Below are 22634 nucleotides of genomic sequence, written 5' to 3' on the forward strand. Positions count from 1 at the left end.
TCACTTCCACAGCTGGGCGGCAAACACTACGAGAATGCCGATGGGCGCCACATAGCGCATCAAGAACAGGGACAGGGCGAACAACGCAGGGCTGCGGATCGACAACTCGTCTCGTACCGCTTCACGCCCCATCACCCAGCCTGCAAACACCACGAAACACAAACCACCGAGTGGCAACATGATCCGCGAGGTGAAGAAATCAATCACACCAAATAAGTCCAGGCCACCGGCCGCACCCCATTGATAGAGGTGAAACAAACCGCCTTCGTTCACGAAAAACTTGGCTTCCTTCCAGATATTGAAGGAAAACACCGTGCCCAGACCGACAAACCAGCAGATAAATGCCAGCCAAAAGGTGACCCAGGCGCGGCTGACTTTCGTGCGTTCAACCAGGTAAGCCACCATCGGCTCAAGCAAGGAAATTGCCGAGCTCCAGGCTGCCACCGCGACCAGTACGAAGAACACTACGCCCATCAACTGGCCGAACGCTACGTTACCAAAAGCAAATGGCAGGCTGACAAACATCAGGCCAGGACCTTCGCTTGGGTTCAGGCCGCCAGCGAACACAATCGGAAACAACGCCAGACCGGCCACCAGCGAAACGAAGGTGTCGAGCAGCGCCACGCCGACCACGGTGCCGGAGATCGACGAATGCTTCGGCATGTAGGCGCCGTAGATCATGATCGAACCGACGCCCACGCTCAGGGAAAAAAACGCGTGCCCCATGGCGGGCAGCAAACCGTCGAGTACTTTTTCCGGGTGGAAGTCGAACATGAAATGCACGCCTTCCATGAAATGCCCGGTGGTCATGCTGTAACCCAGCAGCACCAGAATCATCACAAAGAGAAGGGGCATCATGATTCGCAGGCTGCGCTCAAGCCCAGCGACCACGCCTTTGGCGATCACGACGGCAGACAGCAGCATGAAAATCGTGTGCCAAAGTGTCAGGCGCCACGGATCGGCGATCACATTGCCAAAGTACGCGCCGACCTGGTCGGGCGTTGCACCCTGGAAGTCGCCACGGCCCATGTCGATGATGTAATCCAGCGACCAACCGCCGACCACACTATAGAAAGACAAGATCAGCAACGCTGTGATCATCCCGGCGAATGCGCCCCAGGACCATTTACCCGAATGCCCGGCTTCCAGCGCCAATACCTTCAGGGCGTTGGCCGGGCTCTGCCGTGCACGGCGGCCGATCAGGGTCTCGGCCAGCATGACCGGCACACCGATCAGCGCGATACAGGCCAGGAACATCAGCACGAAGGCGCCGCCGCCGTAGACGCCGACCATGTACGGGAATTTCCAGATACTACCCAGGCCCACGGCCGAACCGGTCGCGGCGAGTATGAAGACCCAGCGGCTAGCCCAACTGCCGTGGACAGAAACCTTGTCTGTCGACATCGTTATCACGCCCAAGCGTTCAAAAAAGAGGCCGCATTGTCCGGGATTCAATCAACCTGCTCAAGCACGTAGCGATACCGTAGCCGACTCGCGTGCAACTCCCTATAATGCCGCCCCTATGGCTAAACAGAAGAAACACCCAACAGGGACCATCGCGCAAAACAAAAAGGCGCGACACGATTACTTCATCGAGCACAAGTTCGAGGCTGGTCTGGTCCTGGCCGGCTGGGAAGTAAAAAGTCTGCGGGCAAGCAAGCTGCAACTGGTTGACAGTTACGTGCTGCTCAAGGATGGCGAAGCTTGGCTGCTCGGCAGCCACATTACGCCGCTGATGACCGCCAGCACCCACGTCATCGCTGATCCGACTCGCACCCGAAAATTGCTGCTCAACCGTCGCGAGCTGGAAAAGCTGGCCACGGCCGTGCAGCAAAAAGGTTACGCCTGCGTGTGCCTGTCCTGGTACTGGAGCAAGCACATGGTCAAGTGCGAAATCGCTCTGGGCAAGGGCAAGAAGGAATACGACAAGCGTGATACCGAACGCGAACGCGACGCCGGTCGCGAGCTGCAGCGTGCGGTGCGCAACAAGGGCAAGGAAGATTAATCTTCCGGCCTGAGCTGTGTGGCGCTAGCGAAAAGATTGCAGCCTGCGGCAGCTCCTACATGGATCGCGTATCCATGTAGGAGCACCGCAGGCTGCGATCTTTTGCTTTATATAATCACATTCCCTTGCGCCGCTCCGCCCGAGCCATGCGCTGGACCTCCTGACGCACTTCTTCCAGCACTTCCTGCACATACAAGATATGTCGGCTGGAGACTTCCCGCGCCTGCTCGGCCCTTCCTTCAATAATCGCCAGGTACAACTCCCGATGCTGCGTGATAAGCATGTCGCGGGTCTCGGTACGCTGTTTATACATCCCGCCGATGTTGGTCACCACGTTACGCTTGAGCAGATCGAACAACCCGCGAATGGTGTGCAGCAACACCGCGTTGTGACTGGCTTCAGCAATTGCGAGGTGGAATTTCGCATCCGCCGCCCCCTCTTCCGCCCGACTTACCTCGTCGTGACGCGTATAGCAGTCCTGCAATTCATTGAAAGCCGCGGTCAATCGCTCGCGATCAACGTCCGTAGCACGCATGGCTGCGTAATAGGCGCAGGAGGCTTCCAGGGTGTGGCGAAATTCCAGCAGATCGCGCTGCGCTTCAGGGTTGCTTTCCAGCAGATGCAGCAGCGGATCGCTGAAGGTTGACCCCAGCGACTCCACCACATAATTGCCGCCACCCTGGCGACTGACCAGCAAGCCCTTGGCCGCCAGCTTCTGAATCGCTTCGCGCAACGAAGGGCGTGACACGCCGAACTGCTCGGCCAACGCACGTTCGGCCGGCAAGCGCTCACCCGCCTTCAGCGTGCCCTCGAGAATCATCCCCTCGAGCTGCTCGACAATATCGTCAGACAAACGGCGCTGACGAATCTGATCAAACCCCATAACTCATTTCTCCACGATCCCGACGGCTCGCCGGGGTCTCTATTCTGGCCTATCAGGGCTGTGTCAGCACCTGCCAGACGGCATTCGGTCGAGCGGAGCAGATGACTTCTGTAGCGCGTATTCGACAAAAGTTTTAGGAAGGCAAATTGACACGCCGCCTACAAGGCTTTTACCCTAGCCAACAGCGATTGTAAATTGGTATTACCAATTATCCAAGAACGCTGACCAGTGCCTGACCAACAACAATTAGGGGCCACCCCATATGCAAACCTGGCAACAACTCTATTCTCCGCTCGGCAGTCTCGGCGTGTCCGCGCTCGCGGCCGTTATCCCCATCGTGTTTTTCTTCCTGGCATTGGCCGTGTTCCGACTCAAAGGACACGTGGCCGGCAGCATCACGCTGGCCTTGTCCATTGCCGTGGCGATCTTCGCCTTCCAGATGCCTGTAGACATGGCCTTCGCCGCCGCCGGATATGGTTTCGCCTATGGCCTGTGGCCGATTGCCTGGATCATCGTCGCGGCGGTGTTCCTCTACAAACTGACGGTCAAGAGTGGTCAGTTCGAAGTGATCCGCAGCTCGGTGCTGTCGATCACCGACGACCAGCGCCTGCAAGTGCTGCTGATCGGCTTCTGCTTCGGCGCCTTCCTGGAAGGTGCCGCCGGTTTCGGTGCGCCGGTTGCGATTACCGCCGCACTGTTGGTAGGACTGGGTTTCAATCCGCTGTACGCCGCCGGCTTGTGCCTGATCGCCAACACCGCACCGGTCGCTTTCGGTGCCTTGGGGATTCCGATCATCGTTGCCGGGCAAGTCACCGGTATCGACGCGTTCAAGATCGGCGCCATGACGGGCCGCCAACTGCCGCTGCTGTCGCTGTTCGTGCCGTTCTGGCTGGTGTTCATGATGGATGGCCTGCGCGGCGTGCGGGAAACCTGGCCGGCCGCATTGGTGGCGGGGTTGAGCTTTGCTATCACTCAGTACTTCACTTCGAACTTCATTGGCCCGGAACTGCCGGATATCACCTCGGCGCTGGTCAGCCTGATTTCCCTGACCCTGTTCCTGAAAGTCTGGCAGCCAAAACGCGCCGCCGGCCAACACATCGCTGGCGCCGTCTCGGCTTCCGTGGTGAGCGCCAGCGTCGGTGGTTTCGGCCAGAAGCGCACCACCGTGGCTTCGCCTTACAGCCTGCTGGAAATTTTCAAAGCCTGGTCGCCGTTCCTGATCCTCACCGTACTGGTCACCATCTGGACCCTGAAACCGTTCAAGGCGATGTTCGCTGCGGGCGGCTCGATGTACAGCTGGGTTTTCAACTTTGCCATCCCGCACCTGGATCAACTGGTGATCAAGGTCGCGCCGATCGTGACCGCGCCGACCGCCCTGCCGGCAGTGTTCAAACTTGATCCAATATCTGCTACCGGCACGGCGATTTTCTTCTCCGCGCTGATCTCGATGCTGGTGCTGAAGATCAACTTCAAAACTGGTCTTACCACTTTTAAAGAAACCCTCTACGAACTGCGCTGGCCGATTCTGTCCATCGGCATGGTGCTGGCGTTTGCCTTCGTCACCAACTACTCGGGCATGTCTTCGACCATGGCCCTGGTGCTGGCGGCAACCGGTGCAGCGTTCCCGTTCTTCTCGCCGTTCCTCGGTTGGCTGGGTGTATTCCTGACGGGCTCCGACACCTCGTCCAACGCGCTGTTCAGTTCGTTGCAAGCGACTACCGCGCACCAGATCGGTGTCAGCGATGTGTTGCTGGTGGCGGCGAACACCAGCGGCGGCGTGACCGGCAAGATGATCTCGCCGCAATCGATCGCCGTGGCCTGCGCCGCGACCGGACTCGTGGGCAAGGAATCGGATCTGTTCCGCTTCACCCTCAAGCACAGCCTGTTCTTCGCAACAATCGTTGGCCTGATCACCTACATCCAGGCCTATTGGCTCACCGGCATGCTGGTGCACTAAGACTACAAGCAACACCGATAAAACCGACGTCGGACCACGATTCCGGCGTCAGCTATTCACCACCCGGTCTGTAAGGCTGCTGAAAGCTTGCCTCTCTATATTCAGCAGCATCAACAGACGGATAACCGGGACCACCCGGAGACACGCCTGATGAGCGAGCTTTTTTACAACGCTGTGCCGAATGCGACCCGCGTCGCCCCGCCACTGCCCGAGCCTCGGCAATACCCCAGCGAGAAACCGTCACGGGTCTACCTGTTCGGAACTTGCGTGGTGGATTTGTTCTACCCTGAAGCCGGGATGGACGCGATTCACTTGCTGGAACGCGAAGGCATTCGTGTCGAGTATCCGCAGGGGCAAAGCTGCTGCGGGCAACCGGCCTACACCTCAGGTTACACCGAGCAGGCGAGGATCGTGGCACGCTCGCAACTGGCGCTGTTTTCCGGGGACTATCCGGTGGTGGTGCCATCGGGATCGTGCGCCGGGATGTTGCGCGAACACTACGCCGACTTGTTCAAGGACGAGCCGGACACGCTGAAACAGGTTCAGGCGCTGGCTGCCCGGACTTATGAACTGGCCGAGTTTCTGTTGTTTGTCTGCAAGGTGCAGCTCAAGGACAGTGGCGAGCCAGTCAAAGTAGCGTTGCACACGTCGTGCTCGGCACGCCGTGAGATGAACACCCACTTGCATGGCCGCGAGTTGTTGGCGCAGCTCCGTAACGTGGAGCGAGTCGACCACAACCATGAAAGTGAATGCTGTGGCTTCGGTGGGACTTTCAGCGTCCGTATGCCAGACATTTCTGGCGCGATGGTGGCTGACAAGACCCGGGCGTTGAAGGAATCCGGTGCGCATAAGGTACTCAGTGCCGACTGCGGTTGCCTGATGAACATCAACGGCTCGCTGGAAAAACAGAAGGAAGCGTTGCGCGGCCAACACCTGGCCAGTTTCCTTTGGCAGCGAACCGGAGGTGTTCAATGAACGCTTCCGCGATTATTCCTACGGTTGCCGTAGAAGAAGATTTCCGCACCCGTGCGCACAACGCGTTGGGTGACAAGCAACTGCGAAACAACTTTCGCACTGCGATGGATTCGCTGATGACAAAACGGGCAGCGTCCTTCAGCGATGCCCACGAAAGAGAACATTTGCGAGCGCTGGGCAATGCTGTCCGTGCCCGTGCTTTATCCAAGTTGCCCGACCTGCTCGAGCAGCTTGAACAGAACCTGATCCGCAACGGTGTGACAGTGCACTGGGCGGAAACGGTGGACGAAGCCAATGGCATCGTCCTCTCGATCATCCGCGCTCACGAGGGGCGGCAAGTGATCAAGGGCAAATCGATGGTCAGCGAAGAGATGGAAATGAATCACTTCCTCGCTGAACAGGGCATTGAATGCCTGGAATCGGACATGGGCGAGTACATCGTCCAGCTCGACCACGAAAAGCCTTCACACATTATTATGCCGGCGATCCACAAGAATGCCGGTCAGGTCGCGTCCTTGTTCCACGACAAACTTGGCGTGGAATACACCAAGGACGTTGACCAACTCATTCAGATTGGTCGCAAGGTCTTGCGGCAGAAATTCTTCGAAGCGGACATCGGCGTCTCCGGCGTCAACTTCGCCGTGGCCGAAACCGGCACCTTGCTGTTGGTGGAAAACGAAGGCAACGGGCGCATGACCACTACCGTGCCGCCGGTGCACATCGCCGTCACCGGCATCGAAAAAGTTGTGGAAAACCTGCGCGATGTGGTGCCGCTGCTATCACTGCTGACCCGTTCAGCCCTCGGCCAGCCGATCACCACCTACGTCAACATGATCTCCGGCCCGCGCAAGGAACATGAACTCGACGGCCCTCAGGAAGTGCACCTGGTATTGCTCGACAACGGTCGCAGCCAAGCCTTCGCCGACAGCGAATTGCGCCAGACCCTGAACTGCATCCGCTGCGGCGCCTGTATGAATCATTGCCCGGTCTACACCCGAATCGGCGGCCACGCCTATGGGGAGGTTTACCCTGGGCCTATCGGAAAAATCATCACCCCGCACATGGTCGGTCTGGCGAAAGTCCCGGACCACCCGAGTGCCTCGTCGCTGTGTGGCGCCTGCGGTGAAGTCTGTCCGGTAAAAATTCCGATTCCGGCACTGCTGCGTCGCCTACGGGAAGAGAACGTCAAAGCCCCGGACAGCCCTCATCAAGTGATGCGCGGCCAGGGCAGCAAGTACTCGCGTAAAGAACGGTTTATCTGGAATGCCTGGGCGAAGCTCAACAGTTCACCCACGCTTTATCGACTGTTCGGCTTCTTCGCTACTCGCTTGCGAGCACTGGCACCCAGCAACGTCGGTCCGTGGACGCAAAACCACAGCGCACCGAAACCCGCTGCCCGCTCACTGCATGACATGGCCCGCGAACATCTGGCCAACCAGGGAGATCGCTGATGAGCGCCAAGCAAAATATCCTCGCCAAACTGCGTAAAAGTCTGACGGGCACCACGCCGGTGCCTGACGAATTTGACGTCGAACTGGTGACAGCACCCTACACATACACCGCCCAACAACGCATCCCGCAGCTGCGCAAACTGATGGAAGCGGTGCACACCGAAATCCATCTGACGTCCGACGAAGGTTGGCCTTCGTTGCTTGCTCAGTTGTTGCGGGACCGTCAGCTGCCTAGTTTGTTGATCGCACCGACTACACCTCACGGGCAACGTGTCACTCAGCACTGGGCGAAAAATCCTGATTTGCCAACGCTCAAATCCTACGACCGTCCGGTTGAAGAATGGAAGACCGAATTGTTCAACGACACGCCAGCCAGCCTGACCGGCACCCTCGGTGCAATCGCCGCCACAGGTAGTCTGATTCTCTGGCCGACGCGGGAAGAACCGCGCCTGATGAGTCTGGTGCCGCCGGTGCATTTCGCCCTGCTCAAGGCCAGTGAAATCCGAGACAACTTTTATCAAGTGCAGCAGGAATTCGAGTGGGCCCAAGGCATGCCGACCAACGCCCTGCTGGTGTCCGGCCCGTCAAAAACCGCCGATATCGAGCAGGTCCTGGCCTACGGCGCTCACGGCCCGAAAGACCTCGTGGTCATGATCCTGGAGGACCAATGAATCTACCCGCGGCTTTCCTGCGAGATGCGCAGCAACTGATTCCCCAGGAGCGACGTTTCGACGACCCTCTGTCGACGCTGGCCTTTGGCACTGACGCCAGTTTCTACCGGCTGATTCCGAAACTGGTGATTCGTGTCGAGTCGGAAGATGAGGTCGTGGCGCTGCTCAAACTCGCGCAACGGGATCTAGTCCCGGTGACCTTCCGCGCCGCCGGCACCAGCCTGTCCGGCCAGGCCATCAGTGACTCAGTGTTGATCGTCCTGGGGGATAACTGGAACGGTCGCGAGATCCGTGGCCAAGGCACGCAAATCCGTCTGCAACCGGGCGTGATCGGCGCACAGGCCAACGCATGGCTGGCACCGTTCGGGCGCAAGATCGGCCCGGACCCGGCGTCGATCAATGCCTGCAAAATCGGCGGCATCGTCGCCAACAATGCCAGTGGCATGTGCTGCGGCACAGCGCAAAACACCTATCACACATTGGCTGGCATTCGTCTGGTGCTGGCCGACGGCAGCCGTCTCGATACCGAAGATGCGGCGAGTGTTGCGGCGTTTCGTGAGAGCCACGCTTCGTTGCTTGAACGCCTGGCAACGTTGGGCCGCGAAACCCGCGCCCATGCCGAACTGGCGGCGAGAATACGCCACAAATACCGTCTGAAAAATACCACCGGGCTGTCACTCAATGCGCTGGTGGATTTCGACGAGCCTGTGGATATCTTGAGCCACTTGCTGGTGGGCTCTGAAGGCACGCTAGGTTTCATCAGCGCGGTGACTTACGACACGGTGATCGACCATCCGAACAAGGCCTCGGCGCTGATCGTGTTCCCGGATGTGGAAACCTGCTGCAACGCCGTCACCGTGCTGAAAAGCCAACCGGTGTCGGCCGTGGAACTGCTGGACCGGCGCAGTCTGCGTTCGGTGCAGGACAAACCCGGCATGCCCGCTTTCGTACAGCAGCTGTCGAACAATGCCTGCGCGCTGCTGATCGAATCCCGCGCCGCGTCGTCCGCATTACTACAGGAACAACTGGCGCACATCATGGCGTCATTGACCTCGTTCCCCGTGGAAAAACAAGTCGACTTCACCGAAGACCCGGTGGAAAACGCCCAGCTCTGGGCGATCCGCAAAGACACCTTCCCTGCCGTCGGCGCGGTGCGCAAAACCGGCACCACGGTGATCATCGAAGACGTGACCTTCCCGGTGGAACAACTGGCCATCGGCGTAAATCGCCTGATCGAGCTGTTCGACAAACACCATTACGACGAAGCGATCCTTTTCGGACACGCGTTGGAAGGCAATCTGCATTTCGTCTTCACCCAAGGCTTCAACAACCCGGAAGAAGTCGCACGCTATCAAGCGTTCATGGACGACGTGGCACAACTGGTGGCGGTGGAGTTCGGCGGCTCGCTGAAAGCCGAACACGGCACCGGGCGCAACATGGCGCCCTTTGTCGAACTGGAATGGGGCAGCGATGCCTACCAGTTGATGTGGCAGCTTAAACGTCTGCTCGACCCCAACGGCATTCTCAACCCGGACGTGGTGCTCAGCGAGGATCCGCAGATCCACCTCAAGCACCTGAAGCCGTTGCCGGCCGCCGATGAGATTGTGGATAAGTGCATCGAGTGCGGTTTCTGCGAACCGGTCTGCCCATCGAAAGGGCTGACCCTGAGCCCGCGCCAGCGCATCGTGATCTGGCGTGACATTCAGGCAAAGAAACGCGCTGGCGTGGACACCACCGAACTCGAAGCCGCCTACGAATACCAAGGCATCGACACCTGCGCCGCCACCGGTCTCTGCGCGCAACGTTGCCCGGTAGGAATAAACACCGGCGAGCTGGTGAAAAAACTCCGCAGCCGGAAGGCAACTCATACAAAAACCGCCAATTGGCTGGAAGGCAATTTCGCCACCGCGCTGCAAGGTGCACGTTTGACCCTGCACGTGGCCAACGGTGCGCGAATGCTGTTGGGGGCGCCACGATTGGCAAAGCTGTCGGCAGCGGTGACACGTTTATCCAAAGGTCAGGTCCCGCAATGGACCAACGCCATGCCGCAACCGGAAAAAGCCATTCGCTTCAGCCCTACCGTGTCGGACGAACGCCCTCGAGTGGTGTACCTCGCGGCCTGCGTGTCGCGAGCAATGGGCCCGGCTGCGGGTGATAAAGAGCAAATGTCGCTGTACGACAAAACCCGTGGGCTGCTGGAAAAGGCCGGTTATCAAGTGGTCTTCCCGGACAATTTGGACAACCTCTGCTGCGGGCAACCGTTTGCCTCCAAGGGCTACGCCGAACAGGCCGAACACAAACGTCAGGAACTGATCGGCGCCTTGCTGCACGCCAGTCGCGGTGGGATTGATCCGATTTATTGCGACACCAGTCCGTGTACGTTGCGGCTGGTTCAGGACCTGGGCGATGTGCGTCTGGACCTGTACGACCCGGTGCGTTTCATTCGTACGCATCTGATGGATCGTCTGGATTTCACGCCCCAGGAAGCGCCAATCGCAGTGCACGTCACCTGTAGCACCCAGCACCTTGGGGAAAGTCAGGCGTTGATCGATCTGGCGCGCAAGTGCAGCAAAAACGTGGTGATTCCCGAGGGCATTCACTGTTGCGGATTTGCCGGGGACAAGGGTTTCACTACGCCGCAATTGAACGCTCATTCGTTAAGAACGCTCAAGGACGCGGTTCGGCAATGCAGCGAGGGGATTTCTACCAGCCGCACGTGTGAGATAGGTCTGACGCAACACGGCGGAATTGACTACCACGGGCTAGTCTATCTGGTGGATCGGGTAACGCAGGCAAGGGTTACGCAAGAGAGATAGAACCTTGACGCGCTGCCGTAGTCCACAGAATTAGCCCGGTCGCTACAGGGCTTTACCCAAACTCGGCAACCCGTCCTGACGGCCAGCGAAGTCTGGACCCTCAGCTCAAGGAGATACACATGAAACGTTCTGTACTGTTAGGTCTGTTCGTTACTGCCTCGCTGATGGCGTCCACCTCGTTTGCCGCCGAAGACCTCTGTGCGGTCAACTTGAAAACCATCGAAAATGCCAAGGCACAGATTCCTCCGGAAATGACTGAACAGGTAATGGACAGCGTCAAGAGCGCCAAAGCCGATCAGGCAAAGGGCACCAAGGAAGGGACTGATGATTGCATCGCCGAGACCAACCAAACCATCCAGGACCTCAAGAACGCGAGCAAAGGTGGGAAATAACTCAGCCCAGGGCCAACCTTCGGGTTGGCCTTCTGCTTCCCCCTGCACCGCCAGATATGAAACAAACCAAAACCCGCCACCAGCAATTGCCCCCTTTTTTACTGCCATTGCTTCTATAAAGCAGTTTATTTCATAGCCTTTTTTGCAAAAACCGAATTCCTGCGCAGCGCCGTAGTCTTTTAAGTAGGCCCCATCAATCGTGGCTTATTTTCCGACCTCGGCCGAGCCGCCCGCTCATACGGCAGCACCGAGACCATCAGTTCAAGGAGATATCCATGAAACATACCGCACTCGCTGGTCTGTTCATTTCTGCTGCAATGTTGGCCTCTCCCGTATTTGCAGCGGACAACGACCTTTGTACGAGCAAACTGCAGGAGCTCGAAGCCAAAGTGAATGCGCTACCAGCGACCTCCACCAACGCACCGGAGATCAAAAGACTGCTGGCCAGCGCCAAAACTTCAAAAGCCGCCGGGGACGACAAGAAATGCGCCACCGAGGCCATCCAGGCATTGGCGCTGACAAACTGAGCAACGAACCCAACCCATAATCACTCGCGGCCAACCTTCCGGTTGGCCTTCTGACGTGTGTTGGCGTACACTGCGCAGGCTTGTTGCTCACTTGGATTCACAGAGCAACAGGCTCGGGGCCGTTTAGGATTCGACGCCGGTTGCGAAACTTTAGGTGCATGCCGAGTTGGTAACAGAACTCGTAAATCCACTGTTGCAACTTTCTATAGTTGCCAATGACGAAACCTACGGGGAATACGCTCTCGCTGCGTAAGCAGCCTTAGCCCTTCCCTCCTGGTACCTTCGGGTCCAGCAATCATCAGGGGATGTCTGTAAACCCAAAGTGATTGTCATATAGAACAGAATCGCCGTGCAGTACGTTGTGGACGAAGCGGCTAAAACTTACACAACTCGCCCAAAGCACCCTGCCCGTCGGGTCGCTGAGGGTTAACTTAATAGACACGGCTACGCATGTAGTACCGACAGCGGAGTACTGGCGGACGGGGGTTCAAATCCCCCCGGCTCCACCACTTCATCATCTAAAGACGTCCACGGACGTCTTTTTTTGTGCCTGAAATCAAGTGAATACGGGGCTTTCAGCGCCACTAGCATCCATCAGCGTCCATAGACATCCATGCAAACGTGTATTCCAAGTGGTATTCCAAGCCCCCAGATGGTAATTTTTGGAATACACAAACAGTATTGGAATACACCATGTGCGCCCAAGCCACTCGCCTTTCAGACATGAAAGTCAAAGCCGCCAAGCCTAAGGAAAAGGACTACACGCTCACGGATGGCAACGGCCTACAAATGCGAGTGAGGATCAACGGCTCAAGACTGTGGAATTTCAACTATATCCATCCCGTGACCAAAAAACGGATCAACATGGGATTAGGTACCTTTCCCGAAGTCAGCCTGGCACAAGCACGTAAACGGACTGTTGAAGCCAGGGAACTTGTCGCTCAGGGACTAGATCCGAAAGAGCAGCGAAATGCTGATCGCCAAGTGAAAAAAGCCGCGACAGAGCACACGTTTCAAAACGTGGCGACGGCTTGGCATGAACTGAAAAAAGATGAAGTGACGCCAGCCTACGCCGAGGACATCTGGCGCTCCCTTACGTTGCACGTTTTCCCGGACTTGGCCAGCACACCGATTGCAGCCATCAGCGCCCCTCAGGTCATCAAATTACTCCGACCACTTGAAACCAAAGGCAGCCTGGAAACAGTCAAGCGACTGAGTCAGCGACTCAACGAGATCATGATTCACGGGGTCAACTCGGGACTGATTCACGCAAACCCGCTTAGCGGAATTCGTTCCGTCTTCAAGAAACCGAAAAAGAAGAATATGGCGGCGCTTGCTCCCGATGAGCTGAAAGAGCTCATGGTGGCAATTGCCAATGCCAGCATAAAAAGGACCACGCGCTGCCTGATCGAATGGCAGCTCAACACCATGACCCGCCCAGCAGAAGCAGCCACCGTGCGCTGGGCCGACATCGACTTCGAAAAGCGTATCTGGACGATCCCTGCTGAGCGCATGAAGAAACGACGCATACATATCGTGCCGCTCACCGATCAAGCACTGGCGCTTTTGGAGGCAATCAAACCCTATAGCGGACATCGGGAATACGTGTTTCCTGCCGACCGTAACCCTCGCACCCACTGCAACAGCCAGACCGCCAACATGGCACTGAAGCGAATGGGCTTCGAAGGACGCTTGGTAAGCCATGGCATGCGCTCAATGGCCAGCACCATCCTCAACGAGCACGGTTGGGAGCCCGAGTTGATCGAGGTGGCGCTTGCCCATGTCGACAAGGACGAAGTTCGCAGTGCCTATAACCGGGCAGACTATATCGAACGCAGGCGTCCGATGATGGCTTGGTGGAGCGAGCACATCCAGGAGGCTGCCACCGGCAACCTCTCTGTGTCAGCTTTGGCCAAAAACCAGGACCGAAAAGTCGTCTCGATACGTTGATCCAAGGGCCTCACTCACCCATCGCTACGCTGGCGGGCTCGTGCGTTGAGCAGGATTCCGTTCAGCAGAGCGCGATGGCTCCGACCTTCATGGATAGCACATGTCTAAAACGCCATAGAGTCCACCTTTTGCCAGTAGCGGACGATGGTTTGAGAATCTGGCAAAGCCTATATCTGAGTCGTGCAAAGACACTTCTAGTGGACACGTTAGTTAGCCAGTAAATAGTGAAATCAGATCCTACCAGGCAGAAAAATGATGCGCCGCCTGAGCAACTGCGCACGCTGAGGGGAAGTCAGGTAATTCGAAGCGGTGAACTGGAATAAGGCCAGCGATTGGGACAGGATGGCGCAATGAGTCCGTACCTTTGAGCCTGCTCCATCATTCCTGACATATCACGCATCCGAAGGCTCCGACCTCGGTACAGGCAGCAAAGAAGGACGACAGTAACCAATAGAGCTGGACGAAGTAGGGGCTGGCAGTGTGGCCCGCTTCGATGTTCTGAAAGGCTTGCTCAACTGCAGCCTTGCTCAGTGATGAGGTCACGATGGCCACCCGCTTGAAGGTGTGAGGGGCATTCCTGCAAAACTCCACCGCAGTTCTGGAATCAGCGGGTGTGCCACGGCATGTGCGATGAATACCAGTCCTTACCCTGTTGTTGGTATAAAGCCGACCCCAACGAGCGAACTTTTTGGTCATGGCCGGAGCGGGCAATGTGAGGTTACCCAGGTTCTTGATAGCCTGGCTAACAGAAACGTGAAACGCGCTGGCGCCGAGAGTCAGTTCTCCGTGCTTGGCATGGTAGAAGGTAACTCTCGGGGAGGCTGGATCCGTTCGAAAACCAATGAAATCAGCCCATTCATCACCGAGATCATCGCAGACTATGACATCGTCCTCGGGGGCAATCGTCGACAGTACCGCGCCGAACGTTGAGTCTGGGTCGAACGTACGATGGGCCGCGGTAAAGGCACCTTTCTCATCCGTGACGGTTGCCAGCTCTGCGTTGCCGAATAGGTAGCCCAGGAACTGAGTGCCACCGTTGACCAATGAATCGTCCTGATAAAGACTTCCGTCCAGGTAGGCAAAGCGCGGCTGGTCGAAGAGGACGATGAACGTGTCCTGTTTGTCGATGAACTGCTTTAGCGGGATGCGATCATTGTCCTCCCCGAGAGCAAACTCAGTATCCTCGACGTAGACATCGGCGAGCAGAGGTAACGTAAGACGCTTCAAGGCGATTCGCGTTTTGTTTATCGCTATCTCACCTACCTCAACGCCTGTCGCAGGCTGGGACACCAGCAGCTTACCGGCGACGTTTTTGGCGACCCCCAAGACATCTGTTAGTTCTGCGAGTATTGGGTCGACCTCTAGCTTTGGCAGCTCTCGATATCCCCCTCCGTCACGCTTGACCAAGCGGATGACTTTATCGTCAAAGATGGCCTGTCCGAGGATTGCGGTATCAACCGCAAGTTGGGTAGGGCTAGCCGTCAGATCAGCTAGCTCTAGCGCTCGCGCGAAAGCTGCAAGAAAAGGGGAGGACGATGGCCTTCCGGGTCGAGGGTGCAAGCGGTCAATCATATTGCAGGCATAATCAACCAGCTCCAGATATCCAGCACGATCCGCACGAAGCGAAATCCGTCCAGTTCGCGGCGTCGTTGAAAAGTGTTCGTCCGCCTCAGTGAAGCTGTAACCCAGTGGGGCAAATCGAGCCGAGGATGCCATGCCCACGTTGTTGTGTAGGTTCTCACCCTCAAGTGTCTTGCTGCGCAAAGCAAAGCGGGACAGCGTCATATGCCTCAGCCGAACTCGGGCGAATATCGAGTCCTTGCTGGTCAGTCCACGGTCGACATCCTGCGCGCCGATGCGCTGCAGGTGCCGCTTGGAGAAATCAGCAGGAACGTCGATCTGAGATTTAAAAATGGCGACATAATCACGGTGCTCGACTATCAGCAAATATCCGGTTACCCGGTCGATGACATCGTCAGTGCCAGGCAGAAAAGCTGGTGTCTTGTCGAATTGAAAGCACAGAGCAGACCAGATTGACACCCCATGGGACTGCCGTATAAAAGAGAAAAGGTTGTTCGAGGGGGATATCTGGGCCCCTCTGACCGCCCGGAACAAAGTCGTGATCGCGACCGTTGTGATCGGAGCTTTTTGGCGATAAAAATAGCAGGATTTGCTGGCTTGAAGCTCATCGATCATGTCCGTTTCCCTACGGCAAGGGCTGAAACGTGGAGTCCTTCAGGCTGGGAAGATAGCCCAGTGCCACTAGGCTGTCCAGATGAATACGCCTCAACAGGGCATGGCTTCTTGCGAGCAATATCAGGCTGTCGTGAGGGATCGCTACTGGCCGTTTTCTGTCAGAGGCCACAGGTACTCCCGGCCAGAAGCAGACGCTTACCTTCCCATCTCGTCACGCTCGTTCGGTGTGGCGCTCTTTTTTCAGTGTTCTGCTTGCAACTCCGCAACTAGGTCATCCTTGGACGCTGCGGTGTAGTCATCTCGTTTGAGCTTGAGGTTCTCGAGCATGAAGCCGTGCGTCAACTCAAACCCATCGAGCAACGTGTACCAGTTCATGACGTATAGCTTCATGCGTGGGTCGTCTGCCACTAACCCGGGATCGCTACGTGCAATCAGGTTGTTCAAGCGACTAGGAATGATGGTGTCGGCTGACGATATTTGGCGCCCGAGTAAGATTAGCTCGAAATGCATTTTTTCTGACTTGAACTCCGGCTGACGCTTGATGATGTCTGCATAGTCTTCCAGCTGTCGAAGGTGCTTCTTGTTCAGGGAAATCGCCGGTCGCTTTATCTCCACCACGATACATCTGTAGACCTTATTCCCCAGGGAATCAGTAGAGGGAAACTTACGTGCCAGAAAGAGGTCTGCTTGCCGCCTTGCCCCCGGCAGGTCTTCCTCATCGTCTACGTCATCCATGCTCAGGGAGGTTCGAGCCATGACCTCGTCGCGCATTCGACGAGCAACCTTTGCAAAGGTGTCTTCTTCCGCACCAATAGTCTCGTAGCGTGCTCCGAACAACCATGTATTGTTCTCGATGACCTTCTGCAGATCAGGAGTCTCACGAACTTCGCGGTAGTGCTCATTCATGACGTGTCGCAGCTGCTGCACCGCAGTGGCTCGTCGCTGCAGCACCTCGATGCTCGCGACGATGCTCTCTAAGGTCGTACGATGCAGCTGCTTCGCGAGGACTTGCATCGACTTCGCATCGAGGTCGAGCGCACCTTCTAGCACCTCAAACAGCGCGTCGTTCTCGTTTGAAACAGCGAGCCGGTCCAACAGGCGAATAATGAGCTTTGCCTGCTTCTTGTTGGCGTTGCTGAACACACGAGGCTCGGCAATGTAGAGGTTCCGCACCAAGCCGCGAGTATGCTGATGTCGCCATGCCTTCTCCGCGTCATCCAGTCCAACATAGCTCGGGAAGTAGCCTTCATCCTCATAGCCCTGCACCACCTCTTCGGCTCGCATGCGTAGGAATTTGTCATAGATGGATTGGCTCAGGCGGTCCAACTCGGACTTGAACTTCTTCCAGGTTGGCGATGCAAGTGTATGTGCCCCTGGATTCAGCAGATCTTGCTCGCTCGAGAAGGTATCAGCCCATGCCGACGTTACGCACACGCTGGTGAAGAAGTTAGGCTTCTGGTTAAGCGAGCTCAACACCTTGTAGACTGGCGCGCCGCTAGAATTGAGCAGGTATAGGTACGATTTCTCCGAGGTGGGCCGTTGCTCCCAGCGAATCACCTGAGCCTGGAAGATAGCGTCGTCGGTCGCGATCTCTTTCTGGAAGGCTTCATGCTCCGGAATCTGAATAGTGACGCCGTTTAGCACTACTTGTTTCTCGGGATGTACGGCAAGGTACCAACCGAACTCCACGGAGAACTTTTCGCGTAGCGCGTCCAACTCTGGTAGAGCGCCCGTGAAGTCCGTGAGCTCTACTAGAGTGCCTTTTCCCTGTCTCAACAGATCCGCGTTCTGCTCAGCCCCCTCCAGAAGCCGACCTTCGAAGTCTTTGATGGTCGGCTCGGCAACGTAGATAACTGCGTCGACGCCGTTGCATCTAGTGAACCATGATGCGTTGCGGCAAATCATATGGAACGCGAGGCGTCCGCGGCCATGCTCGCCCTTCAGCGAGAGGTTCGTTCTCTTCGCCGAGTCGTTAAAGCTACCGAATGTGTCGGTCAGTGCGTCGAACTCAATGCCATCACCATCGTCCAACACAACAACCCGCTCCAGGCCATGCATCTCGTTCTCGGCTACATCGACCGATACAAAACTCGCAGCGGCATCGAAGCCATTCCAAACCAGCTCGAACAGAGGTTGCCAAGGCTCCGCATTCTTGAAGTGCCTTTTAATTCCGGAATTACCGATGGCAGCACTGCCCTTGAATACTAGTTTTTTTGTCATACGATCCCTCTCCCTTTGCGACGATTCTTGCACAACTCCTTGAATGTAGGGGTGACCGATTTCAGCCGAAGTGGGCAGTCAAGAAAATGTGCTGACAGGCTGCTTTTGGCTGTGGATTCAACCGGTCGTCACAGGCCGCTATGGGTGACAGCAGCCTGCCGCACGCTCGGGCGATTAGCTAGCGTCAAAGTCATTCGATTCAAAAAAATCTCAACCACACATTACTGCTATGACATCACCACCAAGAAGGTTCGCCCCATGTCATTGCAGTGCCCTCGTTGTCATTCCCCCAAAGTCGCTTCCTTCCATCACGCCATGAAAATCGGCGCAGCCCTCGGCACCGTGGGCGGTGCTGCGCGTGGCGTCAGTGCTGCACTGGCTGGCGGTCAGGCTGGTGCGCTTATTGGATCTTTCGCCGGCCCTGTCGGTATCACGCTCGGCTCAGTAACAGGTGCCATCCTCGGCGGCCTGGCCGGTGGGGTTGGTGGTTGTGCGCTCGGCGCGCAGCTGGGCGAATCGCTCGACCGCCACGTCCTGGCCCACAACCTCTGTCTGCTCTGTGGTCATCGCTTCAACCTGCCTACATCCAAACAACCTCCTAACTTCTAACCCCATCAATCATTGCCGGGACTGCGCATGCTCAGCGCTTTATGCCGGCGTGCACCTGAAGGAATCTCAACCATGGCTCATCTCGTCGAAACAATGGCCTACGCTGGCGCAGCACCATGGCATGGCCTGGGCAATCAGCTCACTCAGAAACAACCCATCGAGGTCTGGCAACGCGAAGCCGGCATGGACTGGAAAATCCAGGAAAGCCCCGTGCATTTCAAGGCAGATGCGATTGGTCATCTGGGTTCTATTCACTCGTACCCGGAACAGAAGGTGCTGTTCCGCTCGGATACCAAGGCACCGCTATCGGTGGTCTCCAATCGCTATCACACCGTGCAGCCAAGGGAAGTTTTGGAGTTCTACCGAGACCTGACCGAGGTCTCTGGCTACGAGTTGGAAACAGCCGGCGTGCTCAAGGGTGGACGTAAGTTCTGGGCGCTGGCGCGTACCGGGCAAGGTGCAGCGCTCAAGGGAAACGACCAAGTGAATGGCTACCTGCTGTTGGCAACTTCCTGCGACGGTACCCTGGCCACTACAGCAACGCCGACCACTGTTCGCGTAGTCTGCAACAACACCCTGACCATCGCCCTGGCCGGTACCAGCCGGGCGATCAAGGTGCCCCACAACACCCGCTTCGATCCGAAGGCGGTGAAGAAACAACTCGGCATCGCCGTCTCGCAATGGGACGACTTTATGTACCGCATGCGCGCCTTGGCCGAACGTAAGGTGCAGTGGCATGAAGCACTGGGCTTCTTTATGAACGTGCTGTGCAAAACCAATCCGACCGGTGCTCTGCCGGAGGTTCTGCCCAACGAGCGTGCCCTGCGCAAGGTCCAGGAACTGTACGAGGGTCGTGGTCGGGGCAGTCAGCTCGACTCGGCACGCGGCACCGCCTGGGGCCTGCTCAACTCCGTGACCGAGTTTGTCGATCACGAGCGCCGCGCCCGCAGCGACGAGTACCGCATGGACTCAGCCTGGTTCGGCCAAGGCGCGCAGATCAAGCAACGTGCCCTGGACACCGCTCTGCAACTTGTCGCCTGACCGTTTACCTCCTCCACCCCATAACGCCCGATCAGCCTGGTTGCTGATCGGGCGTTTCTATGTCCACAAGGAGAATGCTATGAAAGCTAGTTCGTTAAGCCGCGCCTGCAAGCCGCGCCCGGCGCTGCGTTTAATCAGTACCAAGGAATTACCGCGTGAAGATTGGCTGATGGTGCGTAAACAGGGTATCGGCAGCTCGGATGCCGGTGCTGCGGTAGGCCTAAATCCCTACAAGTCGCAGCTGGAGCTGTGGATGGAGAAAACCGGGCGCGACACCACGTTACCGAAGGCCGACCCACACGATGAAGAAAGTCCGATGTACTGGGGCAATGTGCTGGAACCGGTCGTGGCCTGGCATTACAGCAAGCGCACGGAGAACAAGGTGCGGCGTATCAACGCTGTACTGCAGCATTCCGATCCGGAGCTGTCGTGGATGCTGGCCAACATCGACCGCGAGGTGATCGGTGCCGAAGATGTGCAGATACTTGAATGCAAGACCGCCGGCATAAACGGCGCACGTCTCTGGAAGGAGGGCGTGCCGGAGTATGTGCAGTTACAGGTGATGCACCAGCTCGCCGTCACTGGCAAGCAGGCGGCAGATGTCGCTGTGCTGCTCGGTGGTCAGAGACTTGAGATTCACCGCATCGAACGGGATGAGCAAATGATTGCTCGCCTGATCGAACTGGAGCGTAAGTTCTGGCAGTACGTGGAGACGGATACGCCACCACCTGCAGATGGATCTGCTTCGGCGGAAATGGCGCTGCGCTGTTTGTACCCGGAGGACAACGGTCAGACGCTGGACCTCAGCAATCATGCCGGATTGACCGCTTCCTACACCGAACTGAAGGTGGTACGCCAGTCGATTGCCGAGAAAGAAACCCGTGAAGCCCAGCTCAAGCAGATGCTGCAGCAGGCCATGGGTGAGGCTACTCGGGCCGAGTTCAGTCACGGTTTCATCAGCTGGAAAAAGTCCAAAGACAGCACTGTGCTCGATGTTAACCAGCTGCTCAATGACAAGCCGTATCTGCAGGTTCGCTACACCAAGCTCAAGGAAGGCAGCCGTCGTTTCCTGATCAGTTAACCCATTCCACTTCAAAAAATCCCTCTTGGTCACCCATGCGGCGGTAGCTGTGTGGGCAGCCTTTCTTTCATTTCAAGGAGAGCCACTATGCTCAAAGGTCTGGCTATTACCCCGCCAATACTCGGGCGTATTTCCATCGGCAAAGTCATCGAAAAGAACGGCAAACGCCTGCCGGAGAAGGATGACCAGTTCACCATCACTTCACAGGTGCAAGGTAAGGACGGCTGGCTTCTGCACCCGCTCAACGATGAGCTGCGTAAAGGTCAAGAAGACAAGCTACGCAGCATCCCGGTGCGCCTGCTGTTCAACGAACCGGAGCTGAATTTCCGCGCCGACTACACGCTGTTTGATCGCCAGTCTGGCAGGCAGCTGTGCGTGGGCAATGGCGAGACCTGCAAGCGCGTCACTCAGGACGGCATGCAATCACTGCCCTGCCCATCGCCTGATGCCTGCTCATTGGCCAAGGGTGGCGTCTGTAAGCCCTACGGCCGGCTGAATGTGCTGATTGGTGATGATGATCCACTAGGCAGCTTCGTGTTCCGCACCACCGGCTTTAACAGCATCCGCACCCTGGCTGCTCGGCTTCATTACTTCCAAGCTATTTCGGGCAATCGGTTGGCCTGCCTGCCGTTGGAGCTGCGCCTGCGTGGCAAATCCACCCGTCAGAGCCATGGCACGCCGATCTTCTACGTTGACCTGACGGTACGTGGTGGCATCGACATGAGTGAGGCGCTGCGGGTTGCTAATGAGTTGGATGAACAACGGCAAACCGCTGGCTTCGATCAGTCCGCACTGGATGGGGCGGCACGCCGTGGTTTTAGTAAAGGCGCGTTCGAGGACAGCGAAGAAGATAGCGGCGCGGTGATTGAGGAGTTCTTTTCAGTCGAAGGCGGTGCTGAGCAGCCATCTTCCAAACCCATACAACAGCAATCAAGCAAACCCAGTCTGGCTGAAAAGCTTGAAAGCCACTGCCAGCAACAACCCCATAACACCTAAAACCGGCCAGCCGGCTATGGAGCAAAAGATGAAATTGCACAAGTTTAGAGCCGGTGAAGCCACTGGCACCTATCTGGTCGATTCACCTGTAAGCGAAGCCGACATCCTGCTGATGGCTCAGCAACTAGCCAGTCAGCGGCTGCGCCGTGGACGCTCACTGACCTCTCCCAAGGCAGTGTTCAACCATTTGCAGACGTTGCTGGGCGACTATGAGCACGAGGTATTCGCTCTTCTTCTACTGGACAGCAAGCACCGGATTTTGACGTTTCAGGAGCTGTTTCGCGGCACTCTGGATGCGACAGGGGTTTACCCCAGAGAGGTCGTCAAGATTTGCCTGGAGTTCAACGCCGCCGCAGTGATCCTGGTTCACAACCACCCGTCAGGTGATCCGGAACCTAGCCAGGCTGACCGGACCCTGACTCGCAAACTTCAGGACGCATTGAACTTGATAGACATCCGCACGCTCGATCACATCGTGGTGGGCCGTGAGGGATGTGTTTCGATGGCTGATCGGGGGCATCTATGAAAACCACCATGCTGGCAATGCTAAAGCTACTTGGAACGCTGCTCGCGTTCGTCGGCATACTGGCCGGCTGCATCGTGGGGCTGTTACTAGTAATAGCAATGGTGCGTTTTCCACCACTACTGATTGCAGTGCTGCTGGCTTGCTGGATCTTCAACCGACTGCAAAGAAATATAAGCTGACTACTTCAATGAGTGAACTCCCAGCGTGAACAGCTACCAAGCTGTCCACGCTGAAGCGTCTGAACTTTTCTTTTTGCCTTTCGGGTCCTTATATTCCGCTGCTGCAGTGCCGGTATACATGCAGGTGATATCAGTAGCGAACTTAGTCTGCAGGAAAGT

General features: G+C 56.9%; 19 protein-coding genes and 1 other RNA gene. 16 read left to right on the top strand and 4 right to left on the bottom strand.

What is annotated here, in order from left to right:
- Entirely contained in the window at window positions 1-1404 is a 1404-nt protein-coding gene (locus MO767_RS07770) for a sodium-dependent transporter (protein ID WP_282480039.1), read from the bottom strand.
- 118 nt (window positions 1405-1522) lie between these two features.
- Here MO767_RS07770 and smpB point away from each other — a divergent pair, with 118 nt between their 5' ends.
- Window positions 1523-2005: an SsrA-binding protein SmpB gene (gene smpB, locus MO767_RS07775; protein WP_008149046.1), complete on the top strand. Its 483-nt coding sequence runs from the start codon at window positions 1523-1525 to the stop codon at window positions 2003-2005.
- Window positions 2006-2120: 115 nt separating this feature from the next.
- Here the strand turns inward: smpB and MO767_RS07780 are convergent, their stop codons facing one another.
- Window positions 2121-2888: a GntR family transcriptional regulator gene (locus MO767_RS07780; protein WP_008149047.1), complete on the bottom strand. Its 768-nt coding sequence runs from the start codon at window positions 2886-2888 to the stop codon at window positions 2121-2123.
- Window positions 2889-3150: 262 nt separating this feature from the next.
- On the opposite strand from MO767_RS07780, the gene MO767_RS07785 reads away from it, so the two are divergent.
- From MO767_RS07785 to MO767_RS07825, 9 genes are all read left to right on the top strand, one after another.
- On the top strand, window positions 3151-4845 hold the full coding sequence (locus MO767_RS07785) for a lactate permease LctP family transporter (protein WP_282480040.1): 1695 nt from the start codon (window positions 3151-3153) through the stop codon (window positions 4843-4845).
- Window positions 4846-4995: 150 nt separating this feature from the next.
- Window positions 4996-5820, top strand: a complete 825-nt coding sequence (locus tag MO767_RS07790; protein ID WP_282480041.1) for a (Fe-S)-binding protein — start codon at window positions 4996-4998, stop codon at window positions 5818-5820.
- Window positions 5817-7271 (top strand): LutB/LldF family L-lactate oxidation iron-sulfur protein, encoded by a 1455-nt coding sequence (locus tag MO767_RS07795; RefSeq protein WP_282480042.1) that lies wholly within the window; start codon window positions 5817-5819, stop codon window positions 7269-7271. Before MO767_RS07790 ends, MO767_RS07795 begins: the two co-directional genes overlap by 4 nt.
- Window positions 7271-7942, top strand: a complete 672-nt coding sequence (locus tag MO767_RS07800; RefSeq protein WP_282480043.1) for a lactate utilization protein C — start codon at window positions 7271-7273, stop codon at window positions 7940-7942. Before MO767_RS07795 ends, MO767_RS07800 begins: the two co-directional genes overlap by 1 nt.
- Window positions 7939-10758, top strand: coding sequence for an FAD-binding and (Fe-S)-binding domain-containing protein (locus tag MO767_RS07805; protein WP_282480044.1), 2820 nt, complete (start codon window positions 7939-7941; stop codon window positions 10756-10758). Before MO767_RS07800 ends, MO767_RS07805 begins: the two co-directional genes overlap by 4 nt.
- 119 nt (window positions 10759-10877) lie before the next feature.
- Window positions 10878-11150 carry a hypothetical protein gene (locus MO767_RS07810; protein ID WP_282480045.1) on the top strand — a complete coding sequence of 91 codons (273 nt, stop codon included), beginning with the start codon at window positions 10878-10880 and terminating at the stop codon, window positions 11148-11150.
- A 275-nt stretch (window positions 11151-11425) separates the two neighbouring features.
- Complete coding sequence (locus tag MO767_RS07815; RefSeq protein ID WP_282480046.1) at window positions 11426-11677, top strand: hypothetical protein; 252 nt, start codon at window positions 11426-11428, stop codon at window positions 11675-11677.
- 115 nt (window positions 11678-11792) lie between these two features.
- Window positions 11793-12186: a transfer-messenger RNA gene (gene ssrA / locus MO767_RS07820) on the top strand.
- 184 nt (window positions 12187-12370) lie between these two features.
- Window positions 12371-13627, top strand: a complete 1257-nt coding sequence (locus tag MO767_RS07825; protein WP_282480047.1) for an integrase domain-containing protein — start codon at window positions 12371-12373, stop codon at window positions 13625-13627.
- Window positions 13628-14005: 378 nt separating this feature from the next.
- On the opposite strand, the gene MO767_RS07830 is transcribed toward MO767_RS07825, so the two are convergent.
- Together MO767_RS07830 and MO767_RS07835 are read right to left on the bottom strand one after the other, a co-directional pair.
- Window positions 14006-15823, bottom strand: a complete 1818-nt coding sequence (locus MO767_RS07830; RefSeq protein WP_282480048.1) for a hypothetical protein — start codon at window positions 15821-15823, stop codon at window positions 14006-14008.
- Window positions 15824-16063: 240 nt separating this feature from the next.
- Complete coding sequence (locus MO767_RS07835; protein WP_282480049.1) at window positions 16064-18043, bottom strand: ATP-binding protein; 1980 nt, start codon at window positions 18041-18043, stop codon at window positions 16064-16066.
- A gap of 258 nt (window positions 18044-18301) precedes the next feature.
- On the opposite strand from MO767_RS07835, the gene MO767_RS07840 reads away from it, so the two are divergent.
- From MO767_RS07840 to MO767_RS07865, 6 genes are all read left to right on the top strand, one after another.
- On the top strand, window positions 18302-18652 hold the full coding sequence (locus MO767_RS07840) for a hypothetical protein (RefSeq protein WP_282480050.1): 351 nt from the start codon (window positions 18302-18304) through the stop codon (window positions 18650-18652).
- A gap of 72 nt (window positions 18653-18724) precedes the next feature.
- Window positions 18725-19693, top strand: a complete 969-nt coding sequence (locus MO767_RS07845; RefSeq protein WP_282480051.1) for a DUF932 domain-containing protein — start codon at window positions 18725-18727, stop codon at window positions 19691-19693.
- A gap of 79 nt (window positions 19694-19772) precedes the next feature.
- Window positions 19773-20774, top strand: coding sequence for a lambda-exonuclease family protein (locus MO767_RS07850; protein WP_282480052.1), 1002 nt, complete (start codon window positions 19773-19775; stop codon window positions 20772-20774).
- 87 nt (window positions 20775-20861) lie between these two features.
- Window positions 20862-21770, top strand: a complete 909-nt coding sequence (locus tag MO767_RS07855; RefSeq protein WP_282480053.1) for a hydrolase or metal-binding protein — start codon at window positions 20862-20864, stop codon at window positions 21768-21770.
- A gap of 28 nt (window positions 21771-21798) precedes the next feature.
- Window positions 21799-22296, top strand: a complete 498-nt coding sequence (radC, locus tag MO767_RS07860) for a DNA repair protein RadC (RefSeq protein WP_282480054.1) — start codon at window positions 21799-21801, stop codon at window positions 22294-22296.
- Window positions 22293-22475: a hypothetical protein gene (locus MO767_RS07865; protein WP_282480101.1), complete on the top strand. Its 183-nt coding sequence runs from the start codon at window positions 22293-22295 to the stop codon at window positions 22473-22475. Before radC ends, MO767_RS07865 begins: the two co-directional genes overlap by 4 nt.
- Window positions 22476-22634 lie beyond the last annotated feature (159 nt).

The organism is Pseudomonas sp. UYIF39, assembly GCF_029963765.1.
In the GTDB taxonomy this organism is placed as follows: domain Bacteria; phylum Pseudomonadota; class Gammaproteobacteria; order Pseudomonadales; family Pseudomonadaceae; genus Aquipseudomonas.